The 21,606-nt window shown below is 72.9% G+C and carries 18 protein-coding genes; 9 read left to right on the top strand and 9 right to left on the bottom strand.

From position 1 onward, the window contains the following. Positions 1–4: 4 nt before the first annotated feature. Entirely contained in the window at positions 5–475 is a 471-nt protein-coding gene (locus D6689_02510) for a TIGR02266 family protein (protein ID RMH44383.1), read from the bottom strand. 100 nt (positions 476–575) lie between these two features. Here D6689_02510 and D6689_02505 point away from each other — a divergent pair, with 100 nt between their 5' ends. Next, complete coding sequence (locus D6689_02505; GenBank protein RMH44382.1) at positions 576–2,951, top strand: hypothetical protein; 2,376 nt, start codon at positions 576–578, stop codon at positions 2,949–2,951. Between the two features lie 47 nt (positions 2,952–2,998). Here the strand turns inward: D6689_02505 and D6689_02500 are convergent, their stop codons facing one another. After that, positions 2,999–3,472 (bottom strand): hypothetical protein, encoded by a 474-nt coding sequence (locus D6689_02500; protein ID RMH44381.1) that lies wholly within the window; start codon positions 3,470–3,472, stop codon positions 2,999–3,001. Positions 3,473–3,609: 137 nt separating this feature from the next. Here D6689_02500 and D6689_02495 point away from each other — a divergent pair, with 137 nt between their 5' ends. After that, on the top strand, positions 3,610–3,993 hold the full coding sequence (locus D6689_02495; protein ID RMH44380.1) for a PilZ domain-containing protein: 384 nt from the start codon (positions 3,610–3,612) through the stop codon (positions 3,991–3,993). On the opposite strand, the gene D6689_02490 is transcribed toward D6689_02495, so the two are convergent. Next, a complete protein-coding gene (locus D6689_02490; protein RMH44379.1) occupies positions 3,943–4,917 on the bottom strand; it encodes a homoserine kinase in 975 nt (324 codons plus the stop codon). The two genes, D6689_02495 and D6689_02490, sit on opposite strands and share 51 nt — an antisense overlap. A 17-nt stretch (positions 4,918–4,934) precedes the next feature. Here D6689_02490 and D6689_02485 point away from each other — a divergent pair, with 17 nt between their 5' ends. Continuing rightward, entirely contained in the window at positions 4,935–5,642 is a 708-nt protein-coding gene (locus D6689_02485) for a sigma-70 family RNA polymerase sigma factor (protein RMH44378.1), read from the top strand. Positions 5,643–5,649: 7 nt separating this feature from the next. On the opposite strand, the gene D6689_02480 is transcribed toward D6689_02485, so the two are convergent. Then, a complete protein-coding gene (locus tag D6689_02480) occupies positions 5,650–6,774 on the bottom strand; it encodes a DUF362 domain-containing protein (protein ID RMH44377.1) in 1,125 nt (374 codons plus the stop codon). A gap of 247 nt (positions 6,775–7,021) precedes the next feature. Between D6689_02480 and D6689_02475 the strand changes: the two genes are divergently transcribed. After that, positions 7,022–10,093: a hypothetical protein gene (locus D6689_02475; protein RMH44376.1), complete on the top strand. Its 3,072-nt coding sequence runs from the start codon at positions 7,022–7,024 to the stop codon at positions 10,091–10,093. Between the two features lie 19 nt (positions 10,094–10,112). On the opposite strand, the gene D6689_02470 is transcribed toward D6689_02475, so the two are convergent. After that, the gene (locus D6689_02470; protein ID RMH44388.1) at positions 10,113–11,474 is read right to left on the bottom strand and encodes a 3-deoxy-7-phosphoheptulonate synthase class II; all 1,362 of its coding nucleotides are present in this window, start codon (positions 11,472–11,474) and stop codon (positions 10,113–10,115) included. A 107-nt stretch (positions 11,475–11,581) separates the two neighbouring features. Between D6689_02470 and D6689_02465 the strand changes: the two genes are divergently transcribed. Continuing rightward, positions 11,582–12,850 (top strand): Glu/Leu/Phe/Val dehydrogenase, encoded by a 1,269-nt coding sequence (locus D6689_02465; protein ID RMH44375.1) that lies wholly within the window; start codon positions 11,582–11,584, stop codon positions 12,848–12,850. 208 nt (positions 12,851–13,058) lie between these two features. Here the strand turns inward: D6689_02465 and D6689_02460 are convergent, their stop codons facing one another. Both D6689_02460 and D6689_02455 read right to left on the bottom strand, forming a co-directional pair. Continuing rightward, on the bottom strand, positions 13,059–13,871 hold the full coding sequence (locus D6689_02460) for a TetR family transcriptional regulator (GenBank protein ID RMH44374.1): 813 nt from the start codon (positions 13,869–13,871) through the stop codon (positions 13,059–13,061). Beyond that, positions 13,804–16,167, bottom strand: a complete 2,364-nt coding sequence (locus D6689_02455; protein RMH44373.1) for a hypothetical protein — start codon at positions 16,165–16,167, stop codon at positions 13,804–13,806. The genes D6689_02460 and D6689_02455 overlap by 68 nt, the downstream gene beginning before the upstream one ends. 92 nt (positions 16,168–16,259) lie before the next feature. Between D6689_02455 and D6689_02450 the strand changes: the two genes are divergently transcribed. The 4 genes from D6689_02450 (at position 16,260) to ruvB (ending at position 19,230) form a co-directional block, all read left to right on the top strand. After that, a complete protein-coding gene (locus D6689_02450) occupies positions 16,260–17,009 on the top strand; it encodes a YebC/PmpR family DNA-binding transcriptional regulator (protein RMH44372.1) in 750 nt (249 codons plus the stop codon). Next, positions 17,009–17,488: a crossover junction endodeoxyribonuclease RuvC gene (gene ruvC / locus D6689_02445; GenBank protein RMH44371.1), complete on the top strand. Its 480-nt coding sequence runs from the start codon at positions 17,009–17,011 to the stop codon at positions 17,486–17,488. The genes D6689_02450 and ruvC overlap by 1 nt, the downstream gene beginning before the upstream one ends. Beyond that, positions 17,485–18,108, top strand: coding sequence for a Holliday junction branch migration protein RuvA (locus tag D6689_02440; GenBank protein ID RMH44370.1), 624 nt, complete (start codon positions 17,485–17,487; stop codon positions 18,106–18,108). Before ruvC ends, D6689_02440 begins: the two co-directional genes overlap by 4 nt. 81 nt (positions 18,109–18,189) lie before the next feature. Continuing rightward, on the top strand, positions 18,190–19,230 hold the full coding sequence (gene ruvB / locus D6689_02435) for a Holliday junction branch migration DNA helicase RuvB (protein RMH44369.1): 1,041 nt from the start codon (positions 18,190–18,192) through the stop codon (positions 19,228–19,230). Positions 19,231–19,567: 337 nt separating this feature from the next. Here the strand turns inward: ruvB and D6689_02430 are convergent, their stop codons facing one another. After that, the gene (locus D6689_02430; GenBank protein RMH44368.1) at positions 19,568–20,575 is read right to left on the bottom strand and encodes a VWA domain-containing protein; all 1,008 of its coding nucleotides are present in this window, start codon (positions 20,573–20,575) and stop codon (positions 19,568–19,570) included. Positions 20,576–20,643: 68 nt separating this feature from the next. Next, positions 20,644–21,540: a diaminopimelate epimerase gene (locus D6689_02425; GenBank protein ID RMH44367.1), complete on the bottom strand. Its 897-nt coding sequence runs from the start codon at positions 21,538–21,540 to the stop codon at positions 20,644–20,646. Between the last annotated feature and the right edge of the window lie 66 nt (positions 21,541–21,606).

The following is a 21,606-nucleotide window of genomic DNA, read 5'->3' as shown; positions in this document are numbered from 1 at the left end:
CGTGTCACTTGGGCCCGTCACCGCGCGGCCCCGTTTTGCCCAGGAGCTTGGACGACAACAACCGACCGAGGCTGTCGACCATCAGGCGTTCCACGACGGATTCGAGCCGGTCGCGCTCGCGCTCGTCCGCGTACAAAAAGCGGATGCCCATGCCCGGCTCCGGCCGGCGTTCGGGCGGAAGCGACATGTCGATGTCCTCGGCGCGCACGATCCACTTGACCTCGCCGTGCAGGCGCAGCGGCTCGTCCAGCTTGGGGACGTACAGCTTGAACACGAACTGGGTGCCGACGTCGAGCGGCTTCGCCGTGCGAATGAACGTACCGCCCTTGCAGATGTTCTTCGTGTAGTCGGCGAAGAACTTGTTGAGGCGTTTGTACTCGACCTTCAGTTCGATCGGCTGGCGAGGATCGCCCCGCCGGTCGTCCTCGGCGCCGGCGGCCTGCCTCCCGTCGTTTTCGTCGGCGCCGTCCGTCATCCGAGCTCCGACTCTATGTCAAGATGCCCGGCGATGTCGACTGGGCGGTTCTTCGCGCGACGCCGCGCCGCGTGCGACAACGTGGAGCATGTCGGCTAGGTTGGACGCGGCGGCGCGCGCGCTGATGCGGTCGCGCCGCGTCAAGCTGTGGGCGGCGGTGCACGTCGCGGTCGCGATCCTGTGTGCGCTCACGCCGCTGCTGGACCGGTTGGCGTATCCGTCGTCGTTCGTCATGGCACTGGTGGCCAGCGTCGCGGGCGCCGACCTCGGTGCGGCGCTCGTCCGGCGTGCGCGGGCCACGCCGGCGCGCCGCCTCGATCACGCTCTCGCTCCGGGGCGCGCGGTGGCCGGGGTGATCGCGCGGGCCGCCGCCGTCGAGGGGGCGTTGCTCGTTCCGCCGGCGGTGCTGTTGCTGCTCAACGCGCTGCGCGTGCGCAACTGCGACCTCGCGTTCGGACTCGAGGCGTACGCGGGCCTCGCGGTCGGCTCCGGCCTCGCCGGCGTAGCGGCCGGCGCGGTCGCCGCGGTCGCCGTCGGCGCGCGCCGCGGCGCCGCGGCCGCGCCGTTCGCGATCGTGGTCGCGTCGTGGGCGGCGGCGCTGTGGCGCGTGTACCGTGAGCCGCCGGTGTTCGCGTACGGCGCGTTCGGCGGCTACTTCCCCGGCAACCTGTACGACGAGCGGATCGACTTGACCGCCGCGTTCTACTGGGCGCGCGCGTTTCATGCGGCGGTCGCGGTCGCGGCGGCCGCGGCGGTCGCGGCGGTGGTCGACGTGCCAACCCTGTCGGCGCGGATCGCGTCGCGGTCGCGGCGGCCGGCCGGCCCGCGCCGGCGGCCAATCGCCACGGCGGCGGCCGCGGCCGCCGTGGCGATTCTGTTGGCCGCGCGCGGCGGCGAGCTCGGGTTTCGGATCGACGACGACGCGATTCGCGCCGAACTCGGCGGCCGGTACGAAACGGATCACTTCGTCATCTACTACCCGCTCGGCGGCGACATCGAGCGCGACATCGCGCTGATCGCCGAGGATCACGAGTTCCGCTACGCGCAGGTCGTGCGCGCGTTCGGTCTGCGGCCCGGCGGTGCCAAGATCGTGTCGTACTACTTTCGCGACGCCGATCAAAAGCGGCGGCTGTTCGGCGCCGAGCGCGTTCACATGGCCAAGCCGTGGGCGCGACAGATCTTTGTCGATCACCGGCCGTTTCCGCACCCGGTGCTGCGCCACGAGATCGCGCACGTCGTCGCGGGGTCGTTCGGCGATCCGATCTTCGGCGTGAGCGCGCGCGCGGTGTTCGGGCTGCCGGTGCGGTTCAACGCCGGCTTGATCGAGGGCGCGGCCGTGGCCGCCGACTGGCCGGGCCACCGCGGCGACCTCACTCCGGACGAGAACGTCCGCGCGATGCAAGTGCTCGGCGTCGAGCCACCGGTCGAGCGCCTGCTCGGCGTCGGATTCTTCGCGTTCGCACCCGCCCGCAGCTACACCACCGCCGGGTCGTTTCTGCACTACCTGCTCGATCGCTACGGTCCCGCGCGGTTCCGCGCGCTGTATGCGTCCGGCGGCGACTTCGCCGCGGCCTACGGGCGCACGCTCGGCGCGCTCGCCGCCGAGTGGCGCGCCTACCTGCGAACCATCGAACTTCCAGACGGCGTCGCCGAGGCCGCGCGCGAGCGGTTCACGCGGCGCTCGGTGTTCGAGCGGCCGTGCCCGCACGCGATTGCGCGGCGGCGCGAACGGATGGCGCAACTCGCGGCGAGCGGCCGGCGGGCCGACGCGATCGCGCTGGCGCGGCGCGTGTGCCGCGACGCGCCGGACGAGCCGCGTTATCGCATGGAGTTGGCGGAGCTGTTGCTGCGAGACCGCCGTCCGGCGGAGGCGGCCGCCGAGCTGCGCGCGATCGCGGACGACGGCGCGGCGCCGCCGACCGCGCGGGTCGAGGCGCTCGTGGCGCTCGCCGACCTGGCCGGGCGCGACGGCCGGTGGGACGACGTGCGGCGGGAGCTGGCCGCGGCCGCGGCGTTGCCGGCCGACGACGACTTGCGCCGTCAGGTCGCGGCCCGCCGCGAAGCGGTCGACCACGCCGGGCCGGCCGGACCCGCGCTGCGCGCGTATTTCTGGGACCACCCGCACGACCGGCGTTTCGATGCGGTGGTGACGGTGGCGCGGGCCGCGGCCGCGGCGGCCGCCGAACCGGCGGCGGGGCTGGCGCACTACCTCGTCGGGTTCCAGCTGTTCCGCCACGACGCCTGGGCCGACGCGGCCGCCGCGCTCGGCCGGGCACTCGACCGGCCGCTCCATCCGCTCGTGCGCCGCAAGGCCGCGGAGCTGCTCGCGGTTGCCGCGTACCGCACCGGCGACGACGCCGCGGTGGAGCGGGCGGCGGCGATCCTCGGTGCCGCGGGCGAGTCGGCCAGCCGGCGCCTGGCCGCGCGCGATTGGCTCGCCCGCATTCGCTGGCGTCGAACCGGTCGTCTGCCGTGACGGCGGCAGCGCGGCCGGGGCGCGGCCCGGCGGTCACACCCCGGCGGTCACATCCCGCTGAGGAACTTCCAGCGGTCGCCCTCGTAGCGCAGGACGAACTGCTCCTGGCTCTTTTTGTCGCGCCGGACGACCTCGCCGCGGGCGTCCTTGACCGTCCAACTCGCGTGGACGTGGGCTTCCACGAACGCCTGGTCGCGGTGCCGGCGGATCCGCAGGTAGTGGATCGAGTAGCGGATCTCGTCGGCTTGCTGGAACCGGGTCGCGAGCACCTGCTTGAGCCCGGCGTAGCCGTAGTCGTCGGCGCCCGACGGCGTGCCGCCGTCCTCCCAGTAGTCGCGGGACGCCAGCATCACGAGGGCGGGGGCGTCTTTCCGCTCGACCGCGAGCCGATACTTCTCGATCGTCGCGATGATCGCCCGGTTGTCCGGCGTGTCGGGCACCTCGGTGCCCTGGATGGTGCGCACACCGCCGCCGCAGGCCGCGGCGGCGAGCACGAGCATGGCCAACAGAGTCCGTCGCATGGGTAGGTGAGCCTCTCGCAATCGGGGGCGCAGTGTCTACGCCCGGCGGCCGCATCGTATTCCGCGGCCGCGGCCGCGTTGTCAACGGCTCCGCCGCGGCGCCGCGCAACCCCTTGAAGAAACGAGCGTCGTGAGGCATCCTCAGCCAAGGAGCTTCGGGGGAGGCCAACGTGTCCGATCACGCGCGCGCGCATCCGCGGTTCGAGGTCAACGCCTACGTCGACTACGCGGGCACCGACGTGTTGCTGTACCACGCGATCCAGAACGTGTCGCTCGGCGGCATCTGCATTCGGACGCCGTCGGTCGAAGACGTCGGCACCCGGGTCGACGTCGTCGTCAACTTTCCCGACCTGGGCAAGCAGCTGTCGCTGCAGGGCGAGGTCGTATGGTGCAACCGGGAGGAACCGCAGGACATGGGCATCAAGTGGGTCGACCTCACGGACGACGACCGGGCGGCCCTGCGCGAGTACCTAGAGCAGGTCCAGACCCGCCTGGCGAGCCAGGCCGGACCGCCCGAGTGATCGCCAGCGCGCGAGCCGTTCGAGATAGCGTCGGAAGTCCTTGGTGGCCGTGGTGTCGCGCAGGTGGATGTCGGTGATGCGCGTCACTGCGAAACGCATCGCGGCCGCCCGGCATTCGACGTAGAGGGCGTCGCGGTCGGCGGCGGTCAGCGGCCGCTCGCGGTGGTAGCCGGCCACGACCGCGGCGATCAGCGCGGGCGAGAATGTGTCGCCGTAACACCACGCGTTGATCGCGACGGCGAGGTCGTAGGTCAGCGAGCCGGTGCACGCCTGCTCGAAGTCCAGCAGCGCCGCGAGGTCTCGGCCGTCCCACAGCACGTTGTCTCGAAACAGGTCGCCGTGGATCACGCCGCGCGGTGCGGCGGCGCGCACGTCGGCCCGGTCGTCGAGCCACGCGATCTCGTCCGCGAGCATCGCCTCGGCGTCGGCCAGCTCGGGTGCGCCAACCGCACGGATCGCGGCGACCCGGTCGCAGATGTGGGCGTACGTGTAGATCCCCGGGCGGTCGAACCGCGCTGCGAGCGGCGCTCCGGCCCGGTGCAGCCGGCCGAGGGCGGCGCCGACCCGATAGGCGTCCTCCGGCGTGACGCCGGCCTGGCATCGGTGCACGCCCTGGACCCACGCGAACGCGCTGGCGAACTGGTTGCCGTGCCGGGCGTAGGGCCGGCCGCCGGCGCGCAGCGGCCGCGGGGTCGGCACCCCGGCGGCGGCGAGCGCGTCGACCAGGTCGGCCTCGTAGCGGACGTCCGCCTCGGTCTTGCCCTCGTTGATGCGCAGGAAAAACCGGCCGCGGGCGGTGTCGATGCGGAAGTTGCTGTTGACCGTGCCGGCCGCGATCGGCGCCCAGTCGCGCACGGCGCCGAGGTGGAACTTTGCGGCGAGCGCGCGAACGTCGCGGTCCTCGAGTTGGGTGAAGGCGGCCATCGTTGTATCGTCGGGGCGTGGCTCAGGGCGACGTGCGCAACAAGCTGGTGGACGAGCACATGGATCTCGTGCGCACGACCGCGTCTCAGGTGTACCGGAAAGTCGGGCGCCACGTCGAGATGGACGACCTCATCGCGCTCGGCACGGCCGGGCTGCTCGAGGCGGCCGATCGATTCGATCCCGATCGCGGCGCGTCGTTCCGCACGTTCGCCTACTACCGCATCCGGGGTGCGATCTACGACGGCGTGCGGTCCATGGCCCACATTCCGCGCACGGAGTACGACAAGTTGCGAGCGCAGCGCGAGGCGGACGACTACCTGTCCGCTCTTGCCGACGCCGACGCGGCGCGGCGGACGCCGGGCGCGCCGGCGTCCGCGGGCGGCGTCGAGGAGGACCTGCGGGCCGTGTACGAGGCGGTCGCGGGGATGGCGACGGTGTTCGTCACCAGCCTCGACGCGCGCCTGGCCGAAGGCCGCGAACCCGAGGCGCTCGGCCTGTCGGCGGAGGACGTGGTCGCGCTGCGCGAGCTGCGGCAAGAGATTGCCCGGGCGATCGACGCGCTGCCGGAGCGCGAGGCCCATTTCTTGCGCAAGCACTACTACGAGGGCAAGACGCTGCAGGACGCGGGCAAGGAACTCGGTCTGTCCAAGAGCTGGTCGTCGCGGCTGCACGCGCGCGCGATCGATTTATTGCGCGACCAACTGGTCAAACAGCACGCGGTGTGACGCGCGGCTACGCGGCGCGATCGTGCGCTCGCAGGGTGCCGTGCGCCCGGTAGTAGTCGAACAGCTGTCCCCACGCCGTATCGCGCTTCCACGCCTCGAACACCCGGCGGTCCTTCAGCGGCCACCGGTAGTAGTCGTGGTAGACCTCGCTGCCCATCACGAACACGTTCACCAGCGGCGTGTGGAAGAACAGCTTCTGGATGCGCTTGAGCGGGCCGAACCACAGCAGGTCGCCGACGAGCGACGCGCCGTTGTCGCCCACCGAGAAGCCCCACCTCTCGTCGGCCGCATCGACGTCGCCGACCACCTCGATCTGATCGCGGCGGCCGTGCCCGAGCCCTTGCTCGTCGGCCAGCCGGATGTAGCCGATGTCCATCGGATCGAATCCCATCATCGCCGCCGCGACCGCGTCGATCGCGACCTGGTCGGCCGACGCGAGCATCACGTTTTTCACGTGGGGGCGCATCGTGCGCGGACCGGGGCCGTCGCCGGCGGTCGTCCCGTCCATCACTGCGAACAGGCCGGTGTGAATCTCCTTTTGGATCGCGAGCAGGTCGACGAGCGTCTCGTGGATCCACGAGTGCGTGTAATGGCGCTTGGTGTTCAACAGCCCGCCGAAGGCGTTTTTCATGGCGCCGGTCGTCGTCGTGTAGATGTGGCACTTGACGGTCGGCAGGTGGACGACATTGCGGCCGTGGAAATCGTCCGGGATCAGAATGCCGTCGGGGAAGATGCGGTCGAGCACGTTCATCTTCGCGCGCGGCCGATACGCGGACCACGTCATGTCCTCGGGCTTGAAGTTATAGCGGACGGGCACGCCGTAGGCCTCGAAGATCGGGACGTAGCCGTTGAGGTCTTCGCCCTTGAACGCGTCTGTGACGACGGTCTTGTTTTGAACGCAGACGAGATCGTCGAAGCCCCGCGCGCGCAGCGCGCGAATCGTCCCCTCGAGCTGCCACGGGGTCGTGTTGGCCGCCGGGAACGGGTAGTGCCACGAGATGTTGTCTTTGAGGATGGTTTGCGCCGACGCATCGAGCGCTCGTCGGATGTCCGCCAGCTCGCACAGTCGGTCGACATCGTCGAGGATCGTGTCGGGAGACACGCGCAGCACCGCCACCTTGGCTTTCGACATGGCAGCAGCTTAGCGCAAGCGCCACGACGCGACGACAGCCGGTTGCAGTTCGGATGGACCGTAGGCGACGCGGCGGCTGCCGAGCCACGTGACCGCGTGCCCGCGCCGCGGCCGCGCGCGCTCCGGCACCGGGAAGCGCATGACGTGGGGCGGGGCGCCCTCACCGACGAGCACGACGCACAGCGCGACCGCGCCGCCCGGACCGCGGACGGCGAACGCGAGGGCGTCGCCCCGCGCCGACGGCGCGATGCGGCTGACGACGCGCTCGCCGGGACGGCCCGTCCACACCCGGCGGCCGCGCAGCACGACGCTGTCGGCGGTGGCGCCGCGGCCGGTGGCGGTCGCGCGGACCGCGGCGCGGCCGAGCGGCGCCGCCGGGCCGCCGTCGGCCACGGCGGTCCGCGATCCGGCGCCGACCGCGGCCGACAGCGCCGCCGCGCAGACCACCCAGCGCAACACGGGATCCACTGTCGGCGTCCTCGTCGGAGCGCGCAAGTTTTCGACCGGCGAACGGCCGCGCCATCGCGACTGCGCGATAATCGGCGGGTGCCGGACCCGTGCGCCGCGCCACGATCGTGACACGCCCCGTGACCGCAACGCCGTCGCCGCCGCCGCCCGAGAAGCCGGTGTGGGGGCGGCCGTGAGCGGCGCGCCCGACGAGCTGATCGGCCGCGACGAGCCGTTGCGCGCGCTCGAGCGCGCGGCGCGCGCCGCGCGCGATGGCGCCGTGGTCGTCGAGATTCGCGGGCCGTCCGGCATCGGCAAGACCGCGCTGGCCGACTGCGCGGCGCGCCGTTGGGCGGCGCGCGGGGCCGCGGTGTGGTGGCTGCGGTGCTACGAGCGCGGGCCGTTGGCGGCCAGTGCGCTCGACGCGCTGCTGGCGCACATCGCCGCGTTCGCCGGCGCGGCGGCCGATCCGGTTGCCGACGGCGCCGCGTTGGCGTGGCTGCGGTCGCCGCGTACCGGAGGCCTCGCGCCGGTCGACCCGGCCCACGCCGCGCGCGCGCTGGCGGCCGTGCGCGCGGTCGCGGCCGCCGCGGCACGCCGCGCGCCGCTCGCGATCGTCGTCGACGACGCCCAGTGGCTCGATGCGGACACTCGCCGCGCGCTCGCCGCGATCGTGCGCCCGCCGGAGCCGCCGCGCGTGCTCGTGTTGCTCGCGGTGCGGTCGGGCGGCGGCACCGGCTCGGCCGATCTCGGGGTCGACGTCCGCACCCTCGAGCTGGCGCCGCTGGCGCTGGCGGACGCGGCCGATCTCGCGCGGCGGCTGCTCGGGCGCGACGCGCGGGACCTCGCCGACGCCATCGCCGCCGAGGCCGGCGGCAATCCGTATTTCGTGCGCGCGCTGGCCGCCTTCGTGCGCGCATCGGGGCGGGGGGCGTCGCTGTCGGTCGCGCTCGACGACGTGCTGCACGCGCGCGCGCGCGATCTCGGCGCCGACTGCCGCGCGCTGGTCGAACTCGTCTGCGCGGCGGGCGAGCCGGTGTCCGAGCGCGTCCTGGCCGCCAGCACCGGCCGCGGCGTGCGCGACGTGCGCGCCGACCTCGCAGGGCTCCAGCGAGCGGACCTCGTGGTCGCGGCCGGCGCGGCGGACATCGTCGAGCCGTTTCACGATCGCGTGCGGCAGGCGTTCGTCGGCGCGGCGGGTGCGGAGCGCCTGCGGCAGCTGCATCGGTCGCTCGCCGTCGCGCTCGACCGCACGGGCGAGGGAGGCGATCTGGCGCTTGCGCGCCACTACTTTGCCGCCGGCGTGCACGACCGCGCGGCCCATCACGCGCTGCGCGGCGCCGACGCCGCCCGCGCGAGCCTGCAGTTCGATCGCGCGGCCGAGCTGTACCGCATGGCCGTCCGCTTGGGTTCGTTCTCCGACGAGGAGGAGCGCCGCATCCAGCTCGCGCTGGCCGAGTGCCTCGGCTGCGCGGGGCGCCCGGCCGACGCGGCGCGGGCGTATCGCAGCGCGGCCGACGGCGCCGCCGGCGCCGAGCGCATCGACCTGTTGCGCCGGGCCGCCGAGGAGTTGCTCCGCGGCGGCTACGTCCGCGAAGGGCGCGCGGCGCTCGACGACGTGCTGCGCGACGTCGGCCTGGCTCCCGTGCGGGGCGGCCGCGCGGCGCTCGCGACGCTGGTTGCACGGCGCGCGTGGCTGCGCGCGCGCGGGCTGACCTGGCGGCCGCGCCGGCGCACGTCCGACCGGGATCGGCTCCGGGCCGACGCCTGCTGGTCCGCGGCCGTCGGGCTGTCGATGATCGACACGGTGCGCGCGGCCGACTTCCAGGCGCGTCACCTCGCGCTCGCGTTGCGGTTGGGCGACCCGGCGCGCATCGCGCGGGGGCTCGCGATGTACGCGGGCCACCTCGCGGCACAGGGCGCGGGGCGGCGCGCGCGCCAGGTGCTGTCGCGCGCGGAGGCGGCGGCCGACGCGGCGGACGACCTGCACGCGCGCGCGCTCGTCCAGTGGGCGCACGGCGCGGTACATTACTTCGTGGACAACGACTGGCGCGCCGCGCTCGACCGGCACGACGCGGCGCTGGCCGGATTCCGCGCGCTGGCCGCCGGCGGCTGGGAGGTCGACACGGTCGAGCTCTACGCGTGCCTGGCGGCGCTGTTCGCCGGCGATCTGCGGGGCCTCGAGCGCCGCGTGCGCGCCGCCGCCGCCGCGTGCGACGTGCGCGGCGATCGGTATGGCGCGGTGAGTTTGCGATCGCGGTTCATCCTGGTGTGGCTGCTGGCCGGCGATGCCGAGGTTGCGCGGGCCGAGTTGGAGGCCGCGCTCGCGTCGTGGGACAGCCCGGACGCCGGATTTCAGCTGCAGCACTGGTTCGCCATGCTCGGGCGCGCCGACGTGGCGTTGTACGCCGGCGAGGCGCGCGCCGCGGCCGGCTGGATCGCGCAGGCGCTGCCGCTGGCGCGGCGGGCGCGGCTGCTGCGGCTTCCGATGTTGGCGGCGCAAACGTTGTATCTGCAGGGAAGAGCGGCGCTCGCCCTCGGCGACGCCGCGATCGCACGCCGCGTCGCCCGCCAGCTCGCCCGCGTGCCGGTTCCGGTCGCGGCGCCGTGGGCCGGTATGCTGCGCGGCGGTGCGGCCGCGCTCGACGGCGCGCGCGCCGCCGCCGGCCGCGAGTGGGCGAAGGCCGCGCACGACCTGGCGGGGCAGGGGACGTCGCTGCACGCCGCGGTCGCTCGCCTGCGCTGTGGGCAGATCGCGGGCGACGCGGCCGGCGCGCGCGCCGCCGCCGCCGCGCGGACCTGGTTGCGCGACCAGAAGGTGCGCGATCCGGACGCGCTCGCGCGCATGCTGCTGCCGGTGACCGCGGAATGATGCCGGCGGCCGCGCGCGGTCAGCCGCGGGCGCGGCGAGCCGCCTTGAGCTTCGTCGCGATGCGCAGCGCCATTTCGAGCGACTGCTCGTAGTTGAGCCGCGGGTCGACCTGCGACCGGTAGGCGCGTTTGAGGTCGGCCTCGCTCAGCCCGCGCGCGCCGCCGATGCATTCGGTCACATCCTCGCCGGTGAGTTCGAAGTGGACGCCGCCCAGGACGGTGCCGGATCGCGCGTGGACGTCGAACGAGCGCTCGAGTTCGGCGAGGATGTTGTCGAAGCGGCGGGTCTTGATCCCGTCGGCGGTCGTCTCCGTGTTGCCGTGCATCGGATCGCACAGCCACGTGACAGTCGCACCGGCCGCCTGAACCGCCTCGATCAGCGGCGGCAGCGCGTGTTCGACCCGGTCGGCGCCGAGCCGGTGGATCAACGTGAGCCTCCCCGGCTCGTCGTCCGGGTTGAGCACACGGATCAGCTCGGTGAGCCACTCGCGGGTCATGCCCGGCCCGATCTTGACGGCGATCGGGTTGCGAATGCCGCGGAAGAACTCGACATGCGCGCCGTCTACCTGCGCCGTTCGCATGCCGATCCACGGGAAATGGGTCGACAGGTTGTACCAGCCTTCACGGCGCGGCACGCGCCGTGTCTGCGCCTGCTCGTACAGCAGCGACAGCCCCTCGTGGCTCGTGTAGAAGTCGACCCGCCGCATGTCGTCGATGTGGACGCCGGCCACCGTCTCCATGAACACGAGGGAGTCGCGGATCGACTCGACCAACTGCTCGTATTCGGCGCGCGCCGGTGCGTCGCGCGCGAAGCCGAGGTCCCAGTACTCGGTGTGGTGCAGGTCGGCGAAGCCGCCGTCGGCCAGGGCGCGGATGAAGTTGAGCGTGAGCGCCGCGCGCTCGTAGCCGCGCAACAGCAGCGTTGGATCCGGGGTGCGGTCGGCCGCGGTGAACGGCGACCGGTTGACGAGGTCGCCGCGATAGCTGGGCAGCTCGACGCCGTCGCGCGTCTCCGTGTCCTTGGAGCGCGGCTTCGCGTACTGGCCCGCGATGCGGCCGATCCGGACGACCGGCTTGTGCGTCGCATGGATCAGCACGAGGCTCATCTGGAGCAGGATCTTGAGCTTGGCCGCGATCGCGGACGAGTCGCACTCGTCGAAACTCTCGGCGCAGTCGCCGCCCTGGAGGACGAACGCATCCCCGCGGGCCGCTCGGGCCAGCAGGCTCTTGAGCTGCTCGACCTCCCACGACGTCACCAGCGGCGGCAGCTTCGCGATTTCGGCGACGACGCGGTCGACGGCCGCCGCATCCGGATAGGCCGGTTGTTGCAGCGCGCGCTTTTCGCGCCAACTCGTCGGTGACCACTCGGACATCGGCCCCATGGTACGGCAGCCGTCGCCGGTGCGCACGCGCCGATGACGCAACGCGCCAGGCCGGCAGGCACGAGCCGGCCGCGCTTTCGGCGGCCGGCTCGTGATAAATCGCCTTCATGTCACGCACCGGCGACTACGACCCCTATCAGACCGCGGTGGCTCAGTTCGAGGCGGGCGCGGACCTGATCGACCTCGAGCCGTGGATCCGAACGATCCTGTCCCAGCCGAAGAACGAGGTGATGATTCACTTCCCCGTGCGGATGGACGACGGACAGTACCGGCTGTTCAAGGGGTACCGGGTCCAGCACAACAACATCCTCGGCCCGTACAAGGGCGGCATGCGCTACCACCCGGACGTCCACATCGACGAGGTCAAGGCGCTCGCGATGTGGATGACGTTCAAGTGCGCGCTGGCACACCTGCCGTTCGGCGGCGGCAAGGGCGGCGTGCAGTTCGATCCGAAACAGCACAGCCAGGACGAGCTGATGCGGCTCACGCGCCGGTTCATCCACGCGCTCGCGAGCAACATCGGCCCCGAGTACGACATCCCCGCGCCGGACGTCGGCACGAACGCGCAGACGATGGTGTGGATGATGGACACGTACATGAACGCCAACCCGTCGCTGGAGCGGTTCAACACGAAACACGTCGTCACCGGCAAGACGCTCGAGTGCGGCGGCTCGGAGGGGCGCGACAAGGCGACCGGGCAGGGGGTCGTGTTCTGCATCGAGCAGTGGGCCAAGCGCAACAAGTTCGACCTCTCCGGAGCGAGCTTCGTCGTGCAGGGGTTCGGCAACGCCGGAATGCACACGTCGATCCTGCTGGCGCAACACGGCGCGCGACTGCTGGCCACGTGCAACAGCCGCACGGCGATCTACAACGACAAGGGCATCGATCCGTTCGCCCTCGCCAAGTTTTACGAGACCAACCGCAACCTGGCCGAGTTCCCCGAGGCCGAGGAGATCCCGATGTCGGACCTGTTCAAGATCAAGGCCGACATCCTCGTGCCGGCAGCGCTCGAAAACCAGATTCGCGCGGACAACGTCGCGGACATCGACGTCCGCGTCGTCGCCGAAGCCGCCAACGGACCGACCACGCTCGAGGCCGAGAAGGTGCTGTACGACAAGGGGATCGACGTCATTCCGGACATTCTGTGCAACTCCGGCGGTGTGATCGTGTCGTACTTCGAGTGGGTCCAGAACAAAAAGAGCGAGCACTGGGAACTGGAAGAGGTCGACGCGAAGCTGGCGCAGAAGATCAAGAAGGCCTTCCATCGCGTGTTCGATCTGGCGCGCGAGCGCAAGGTGACGGCGCGGACGGCAGCGTATGCGTCTGCGCTCGAGCGCATCCGCGCCGCCTACGTCCAGCGACAGGTATTCCCGTAGCGCGCGCGGTGCGAGCCGAGCGCGCGAAGGCGCCACCCAGGTGGCTGTTGCGGATGGCCACCTGACTGCGGTCGCGATCGGCGGGCGATGTTCGGCGTACGTCCTCGCGCCCTTCGGTGTTGATACGCGCCCTCGTGCGCTGCGGGCGTGCGCCGAACCTCGCCTCGCAGCTCGCAACCTCGCTGGCGCGCCGATACGCAGCGGCCACCTAGCGCCGGGTCAGCGCGTCGAGCCACACGTCCACGATCCAGTGAACGTGGGCGCGGCGCTCGGCCAGCGCTCCGGGCGACAGCGGGTTGTTGCCCCAGGCGCGCGTGCCGATGATCGGCGTATAGGTGAAGTAGCTCGCGATGACACCGGCGAGGCTCACGTGGAAGTGGCGTGCGGCCAGCGGCCCGTCGGCGGGCGTGACCTCGGCTAGTAGCGTTTCGATCGGCGCGAGCGCGCGGCGCAGGTGTTCGCGGATGCGTTCCGCGTGCCGGCCGTCGGTCGCGAGCTGCGCCTGGACGATGCGCGCGTAGGTGGGGTTGGCATCCACCGTGTCGAGCCACGCGTCGACGAGTTGGTGCACGCGGTCGCGAAGCGGCGCGTCTGCCGCGAGCGCGGCCGCGAGCGCCGTGCGGTGGCGGTCGTAGTACGCGGCGAGCGCCAGGTCGAACAGGTCGTGCGGCGAGCGGAACCGTGCGCGCAGGTCCGCCGCGCGCACGCCGGCGCGCGCCGCGACGGCCTGGACGGTGAGGCCGTCGTAGCCGCGCTCCGCGAGCACGGCGTCGACCGCCGCGACGACGTCGGCGTCGGTCAGATCGCCGGCCGCCGCACGGGCGGACTTGGACTTCGTCTGCGGAGGCACGGTGGCGGAGAGGCTGGTGGGCGACCGGCCGCATCGGTTCCCGGCGATACGGCGGTGTTGATTCCATGATAGACGACCGCGGTGCGCACTGGGAACCCGCGCGTCACCGCGCCGGTTCGATCCACACCGGGTTGGCGAGCGCGAACGGCACCGCCCCCGGCGCGACCGGATCGAGGGGCCGGCTGCCGCGCACGAGGAACACGTACCAGCTGCCGGGCGGCAGCGTACGGTCGACGCGCGCGCCGGCCGCCACTGGAATGCGTTCGAACTCTGTCCCGTCCCGGTACAGCGTGAGCGTGTCGACGTGGACCCAGGGAGCGGCGTCGACGGAGACGCGCACCGGCGTCCCCGGCGGCAACGTGCGGCCTACGGCGGACCGCCCGCCGGCCTCGACGCGTAGATACGGGCCGTTGGTGACGACGACGTCGCCGCGGCGAATCGCGTCGACCACCGCGTCGGGCGTGACGCGGCCCGGGTCGTCCGTGCCGGCGCCGACGTAGCTGCGCGGATAGCCGACCTCCTGGCCTACGACGTAATGGCTGTCCGAATTGCCCATTGCGGTGACCCGGTGGCCGTGGCGCAGCAGCCAGAACCAGTCGCGCAGCACGTCGGGGGTCTCGTCGAATCGCTTGCCGTTGAGCACCTCGATCGCGTCGAAGTCGAGCCGGAACCCGGCCGGAGGACGGTCGGCATCCGCATCGAAGCCCGCCAGCCGGAAGTAGCCGATCCCCGCGGCGCGCGGGTGGTTGACCTGAACGATCGCGCCGGGGGCGATGGCCCGGACGGCGTCGAAGATGTCGCCGGGACGCATGCGTCCCGCGTTGGGCGCGCCTCCGCGCGGGGCGTCGGGGGCAAGCGGCAGCGGGAAGGCGTTGAAGTGGCCGTAGTACTCGCTGGTCGCCTCGACGCCGGTGACGATCGCGATCGCGCCCCGCGCGCCGGCGCGCGCCACCGCGGCGGCGTAGTCGGTGATCGCGTTGTGGTCGGTGGCGCCGAGGATCTCGACGCCCTCGGCGAGATTGGTGAGCACGCGGTCGTCGAGCGACACCGCCGCGTCGCCGGACGGGCGCGCGTGCTGGTGGAAGTCGCCGGCGAGGTAGCCCGGCGTCGCGACGGCCCGTTCGATCGCCAGGTCGACGGCCACGGTTTCTCCGCTGGCGACGGCGGCCTCCCGCGCATCGATCGTCCATTCGATGCCGCGCGACGCGACGAACCGATAGCGCCCGGGGACGAGTGGAATGTCGACGACGCCGTTGCGGGTGATCGCCACACGGCCCGCACCGGCGGCGCGATGGCGCGGGCCGAGGGTCGGGTCCGGCGTCCCGTCGACCCCGAGCACGGTGATCTTGGCCGGGCCGCGCGGCGACACCCGCACGCGCGCGACCGACTGCGCGGACACGAGCAGTTCGATGGGCGCCACCGGGTCCGCGGTCGACACGCTGCGCGGGCGGCCGACGCGTCCCGGTGCATGCGCGACCAACTCGTAATCGGCGTTCGGCGCCAGCGGCAGCGCGAACCCGCCTTGCGCGTTGCTGCGCGCTCGCATGTGCGGTGCGCCGTCGCGAAGGGCCTCGACGACCGCGTCTGCGACCGGCGTACCGCGCGGATCGACCACGGTGCCGGCGACGGGGCGTACCGGCTCGCCGCGCAGCGCGAGCGCGCGCCCCGCGACCGTCGCGACGCCGCCGCCGTCGCCGACGATGAGGAACCGTTCGTAGGTCGACGATGCGCCGGGGGCGAGGTCGACCGTGTCGACGACCGGATCGCTCCACGACGACCCGTGCGGACCGCCGAGCCGCCCGCGCGCTGCCGCGTAGCCGTAGCTCACCGCGCCGCAGTCGCCCGCGACCCACGGTAGGTCGAGGCGGCCGCGGGCGTCGCCGGAGCCGGGCGCGAACCGTTCGCACGCGCCCCACTGGATCACGTCGCCGAGTTCGTAGCCGGTGACCGGCTGGGGGCCGCGGTTGCGCACGGTCGTGCGAAGCGTCAGATAGTCGGCCCCCGCGGCGAGGCGCACTTCATGCACGATCTCGACGGCCGGGTCGTCGCTGTCGACGCCGCGCGCCACGAGCACGGCTTCGTCGCCCTCGGCGACCGCCACGTCGACCCGGTCGAACACGGCCTGGCGCGGAAACTGATCGTCGAGATAGACGAACACCTGGCGCAGCGCGTCGTCGCCGCCGGCGCGGGCGGCGTCGATCACGTTGCCGCCGGAGAACGCGAATCCCAGCGCGTTGTCGGGCGCGTTGACCACGGCCGCGACGATGCCGTTGTCGATGCGGTAGTCCCCCGTCCGCCCGTCGGCGGCGGGGCCGGACAGCAGCTGCTCCGGGCGCTCGATCCGGTACGCGCGGGCGGCCGTGCGGACCGGATCGGAGGCCGCGGGAGACCGCGCCGGGCGGGCGTTGCACGCGGCGAGCCACGCGGCGGCGGCCGTCGCGATCCATCGGGCGGCGCGGCGGAGCATCGGCGGGATTGTACGGCACGCGCGGCCGGCCGCACGTCGTCAGGTGCGCGACGCGGTTGCCTGGCTGCGGCGCCGAGCGGTACCTTCCCGGTATGTCCGGCCACAGCAAATGGTCGACCATCAAGCGCAAAAAAGCCGCTGTCGACGCCAAACGGTCGCAGCAGTGGACGAAGCTGATCAAGGAGATCCAGGTTGCCGCGCGCATGGGCGGGGGGGACCCTGCGGGCAATCCGCGCCTGCGGTTGGCGATCGACCGGGCGCGCTCGGCGAACGTGCCGAAGGCCAACATCGAGCGCGCGATCGAAAAGGGCACTGGCGGCGGCGGCGAAGCGTTCGAGGAGGTCGTCTACGAAGGCTACGCCCCGGCCGGGGTCGCCATCGTCGTCGAGTGCATGACCGACAACCGCAACCGCACGGTCGGCGAGGTGCGTCACATCTTTGACAAGCACGGCGGCAACCTGGGCGCGTCCGGGTCGGTGTCGTGGATGTTCAAGAAGCGCGGCCTGATCAACGTGCTGCAGTCGGCGGCGTCCGAGGATCGCATCATGGAAGTCGCGCTCGAGGCCGGCGCCGAGGACGTCCGCGACGACGGCGAGGTATGGACGGTGGACACCGATCCGTCTCAGTTCCTCGCGGTGAAGGAGGCCATCGAGGCGGCCGGCATTCCGATCGAGCACGCCGAGGTCGACAACGTGCCCGACACGCGCGTGACCCTCACCGATCCGGACACCGCGTCGTCGGTGCTCAAGCTCATCGGCGCGCTCGAAGACCTCGACGACGTGCAGAACGTCTACGCCAATTACGACATCGACGATGAGCTGGCCGACCGCGTGAGCGCGTGATGCGCGTGCTGGGTGTCGACCCCGGCAGCCGGCGCTGCGGCTACGCGGTGGTGGACGCGGACGCGCGGGGTGAGTGTGCGTACATCGAGTGCGGCGTGCTCGGAGCGACCGCGGCTGCGCCGCTCGAGGACAGGCTCGCCGAGCTGGCGCGCGATCTCGCGCAGGTCATCGCCGACCTGAAACCCGTGGTCGTGGCCGTCGAGGACGTGTTTCGCGGGATCAACTCGCGGTCGGCGCTCGCGCTGGCGCACGCGCGGGGCACCGTGTTCGCCGTGGCCGGGATGGCCGGCCTGCGGGTGCATTCGTATCCTCCGGCGATGGTGAAAAAGACGGTCGCGGGCCACGGTCGCGCGAGCAAGGACCAGGTCGCACGCATGGTACAAACGCTCGTGGGCCTGCGCACCGCGCCGCCGGCGGATGCCGCCGATGCGTTGGCGGTCGCGCTCACGCATGCGCGCGCGGCCGGAGGCGTCGCATGATCGCCAGGCTGCACGGCACGTTCGTCGAACACCGCGTCGACCCGCGCGGCGTCGAGTACGTCGTCGTCGACTGTGGCGGCGTCGGCTACGAGGCCGCGGTGTCGGCCGCCACGCGCGCGGCGCTGCCGGCGGTGGGAAGTCGGGTGACGCTGCACGTCCATACGCACTTCGCGCAGGACCGGTTCGCGCTGTACGGGTTCGCCACGCTCGAGGAGCGCGAGCTGTTCTGCGCCCTGACCGACGTGGACAAGATGGGACCGGCCGGGGCGCTGAAGGTGCTGTCGGCCGCCGGCCACGTGACCGCCGCGCAGATGATCGCCGCGGGCGACGAAGCCGGGCTCGCGTCGCTCAAGGGGATCGGCAAGGCGACGGCCAAGAAGATCGTGTTTACGTTGCGCGAGCGGTGCGAGCTGTTGCTGGCGAGCTGGGGGGCGGCAGGGGCCGGCCCGGGGCCGACCGGCGCGCGGGATCCGCTGCTCGACGAGGTCGCGGCGGCTCTGGTGAGCCTCGGCTACCGGCCGGCGGCCGCCGACAAGGCGGTCGCCGCCCTCGACGTCCCCGGCGACGGGACGACGCTCGAGATGCTGCTGCGCGCGGCACTGCAGAAGATGCCGCGGTGACGCCGCCCGCGCGGGGCGCGGCGGCCGTCCCGGCGGCGGATTGTCGCGCATGTCGGACGGCTGGGGTATACGGGAAGGACCATGGCTCGCCAGGCGCACGTCGACCGCGACGCGCTCGATCCGCGCGAACAGCTCGGCGAGGTCGAGCTGCAAAACGCTCTGCGGCCGCAGTCCTTCGCCGACTACGTCGGCCAGCGCGAGCTGCTCGACAACTTGCGCGTGTTCGTCGCGGCCGCGCGCAAGCGGGGCGAGGCGCTCGACCACATCCTGTTCGCCGGGCCCCCCGGCCTCGGCAAGACGACCTTGGCCCACGTCATCGCCAACGAGATGGGGGTGCGGCTGCACACGACCAGCGGCCCGGCCATCGATCACAAGGGCGCGCTGGCGCAACTGCTCACGTCGCTGTCGGCCGGCGACGTGCTGTTCATCGACGAGATCCATCGGCTCAGCCCGGTCGTCGAGGAAAATCTCTACCCGGCGATGGAGGACTTCCGCTTCGATTTCGTCCTCGGCGAGGGGCCGCACGCCAAGACGGTCAATCTCACGGTGCCGCCGTTTACGCTGCTCGGCGCGACCACGCGCGTGGGGTTGCTCACCGGGCCGCTGCACAACCGGTTCGGGTTCCACGCGCAGCTTTCGTACTACGGCGTCGACGACCTCACGGCAATCGTGTCGCGGTCGGCGCGACTGCTGGGCGTCCCGATCGACGCGGGCGGGGCGGCGGAGATCGCGGGGCGGTCGCGAGGCACGCCGCGCATCGCCAACCGGCTGCTTCGCCGCGTGCGCGACTTCGCCGAGGTCGAGGGGGACGGCAGCATCACCCGGCCGCTGGCGGCGTCGGCGCTCGATCGGCTGCAGGTGGACCAGGCCGGCCTCGACCGCCTGGACCGCACCTATCTCACCATCCTGGTCGAGCGCTTCGACGGCGGGCCGGTCGGCGTCGAGGCGCTCGCCGCGTCGATGAGCGAGGAACGCGGCACGCTCGAGGAGGTCATCGAACCGTTCTTGTTGCAAGAGGGGTTCATCGCGCGGACGTCGCGCGGGCGCGTCGCGAACCGCCGCGCGTTCGAGCACCTCGGCGTGCCTGCACCGGAGCGGGGCGGCCAGGGCGCGCTGTTCTGACTCGGGCTGCGCCGGACGGCAACCGCCGTCGTAGCCCTCGCCGCGGCGGACATCCTCGAGCGGGGCGAACGAGCCGCTTGCCGGCTCGCCGCGCTGGCGCGGCACACCGCGCCGGCGTCCGCATCGGACCGGCGAGATCCCGGCGGCGCGCGGCGCGGCTTGGTCGAGCTGGCGCCGGCCACGCGTGCCGTGCCGCGTCCCCCGATCCTCGCGCGGCGCGGCCGCCCGGGGCTCCGGCCGAAGCATGCGCCGTCGACCGCGAGCGCGGCCGGTCGCGGTCGTCGTCGATCGCGTGTTGCCCTGCGACTCGGCGGACCGCGCCCCGGCCGCGGCGCGGTCACGCGCGTCGCGGCGAGCCGCGACGGCGGAAACGAGCCAGCGCGACCAGCGCGGCGAGGGCCATGGCGCCGGTCGGACCGGCCGGTGTGCGGCCGCCGGCGCGGCAGCCGCAGCCGCCGTCGCCATCCCCGGCTGCCGCGCCGCCGCCCCCGTCCGCGCCGCCGCCGTCGGCGGCGCCCGCGTCCGGCGTGGGGCCGGCATCCGGTCGGTCGACGACGCACACGCCGTCGACGCAGCGCTCGCCGTCGCCGAAGCAACGGCCGTCGGGGCAGGGCGTGCCGGCGCAGCCGCCGAGCTCCGGGTCGCCGACGATGTCGCCGGCGATCGCGTCGAGCGCCTCCGCGAGCGCGGCCGCGTCGTCGGCCTGGTAGTAGGGCGGGTCGCCGGCACGGGGCACGCCGCCGGCGGCGGCGAACGCGGCCAAGTCGTCCGGATCGACGCCGCCGCCGAACCCGACGACGTAGGTCGGATAACCGGCCGCGTACAGCGCCTCGAGGTTAGCGATGGTGGTCGGGTCTGCTCCGTTGCCGCCGCAACTTCCCGACTGCTTGCCATCCGTGATGAGCAGCGCGAAACCGCGCCGCCCAGACGGGTCCGGCGTTCCGTCGAAGGCCGGATCGGCCGACACCTGGGCGACGGCCGTGTCGATGTTCGTCACGCAGGGGCCCGTGGGCTGCGTCGCTTCGAGCGCGGCGACGACGGCGGCGCCGGTGTCGTCGCCGACCGGCACGTAGATGGGCCCATCCTGGACGCAGTTGGCTCCGTCCTCGTCCGGGAACATGATGAGGCCGAACCGCAACTGGCCCGCGTACGCGGTCGTGAGCTGGCCGATCGCGTCGACCGCGATGTCCCATTTCGTGCGCGGTTCGCCGCCGCCCGGCGACTTGTTCATCGAGCAGCTTCGGTCGAGGACGATCATCAGATTGGAGTCGCACGCGGCCGCTTCGGCGCGCGCCGCAGCGCCGAACCCGAGTGCGATCGCGATGGCGCAGGCAGCGCGGGTCATACGAGCACCTCCGGTGCGATCGTAGGCGAGACGGCCGCGCCGGCGCAACGGCGGCGGACGCGGGCCGGTCAGCGTCCGAGGTCGAGCGCTGCGAGGTCGATGTCGCCGTCGAACACGTGCGTCGCCGGGCCGCGCATGCGCACGCCGCTGTAGTCGCCCGCGACGCGAATGTGCAGGGTGCCGCCGAGCAGGCTGACGGCCACGTCGCCGCCGGGCCGACAGTGGCCCTCGAGGCAGGCCGCGACCACCGTCGCGCACGCGCCGGTGCCGCACGCGAGGGTGATCCCGCAGCCGCGTTCCCACACGACGAGTTCGATCGCATCGGGCGCGTGGACGTGCGCGAACTCGACGTTGGTGCGGTTAGGGAACCACGCATGTCGCTCGATCGCCGGGCCGACCCGTTCGGCCAGGGCTCGCAGCGCCGGGCCGGTCTCGGGGACGAACGCGACCGCGTGCGGATTGCCCATCGACACGGCGGTGACGGTGATCGCACGGCCCTCGACGTCGAGCGGCGCGGCGACGCAGCGCTCGCTCGCCGGGCCCGTCATGGGGATGTCGCCCCGTTGGAGCCGCGGCCGGCCCATGTCCACCGCCACCGCGGTGACCGTGCCCCCGTCGGCGTCGACCGCGCACGCCAGCGTCCCCGCGCCGGTGTCGATGCGCAGCGGGGACGTCCGCAGCGCGGGATCGCGCTCGTACAGGTGCTTGGCGACGCAGCGGATGCCGTTGCCGCACATCTCCGCTTCGCTGCCGTCGGCGTTGAGCACCCGCATCCGCGCGTGGGCGCCGTCGGCCTGCGGCGGCAGGATCGGCAACACGCCGTCCGCGCCGACGCCGAACCGGCGATCGCACAGCGCGCGGACCGCCGGCGGGTCCTCGGGCCACGGACCGTCGCCGCGCTGTGCGGCGCGGAGGTCGACGACGACGAAGTCGTTGCCGAGCCCGTGATACTTGAAGAACCGCACGGTGCGCTACTGCGGGGAGTCGGCGGCCTCGCCGCCCGCGGAGTCGGCGGCCTCGCCGCCGTATAT

The sequence above is a fragment of the Deltaproteobacteria bacterium genome (genome assembly GCA_003696105.1).
In the GTDB taxonomy this organism is placed as follows: Bacteria; Myxococcota_A; Polyangia; order Haliangiales; family J016; genus J016.
The sequence above is the reverse complement of the archived record's forward strand: the minus strand, read 5'-3'. Positions and strand labels throughout refer to the sequence as shown.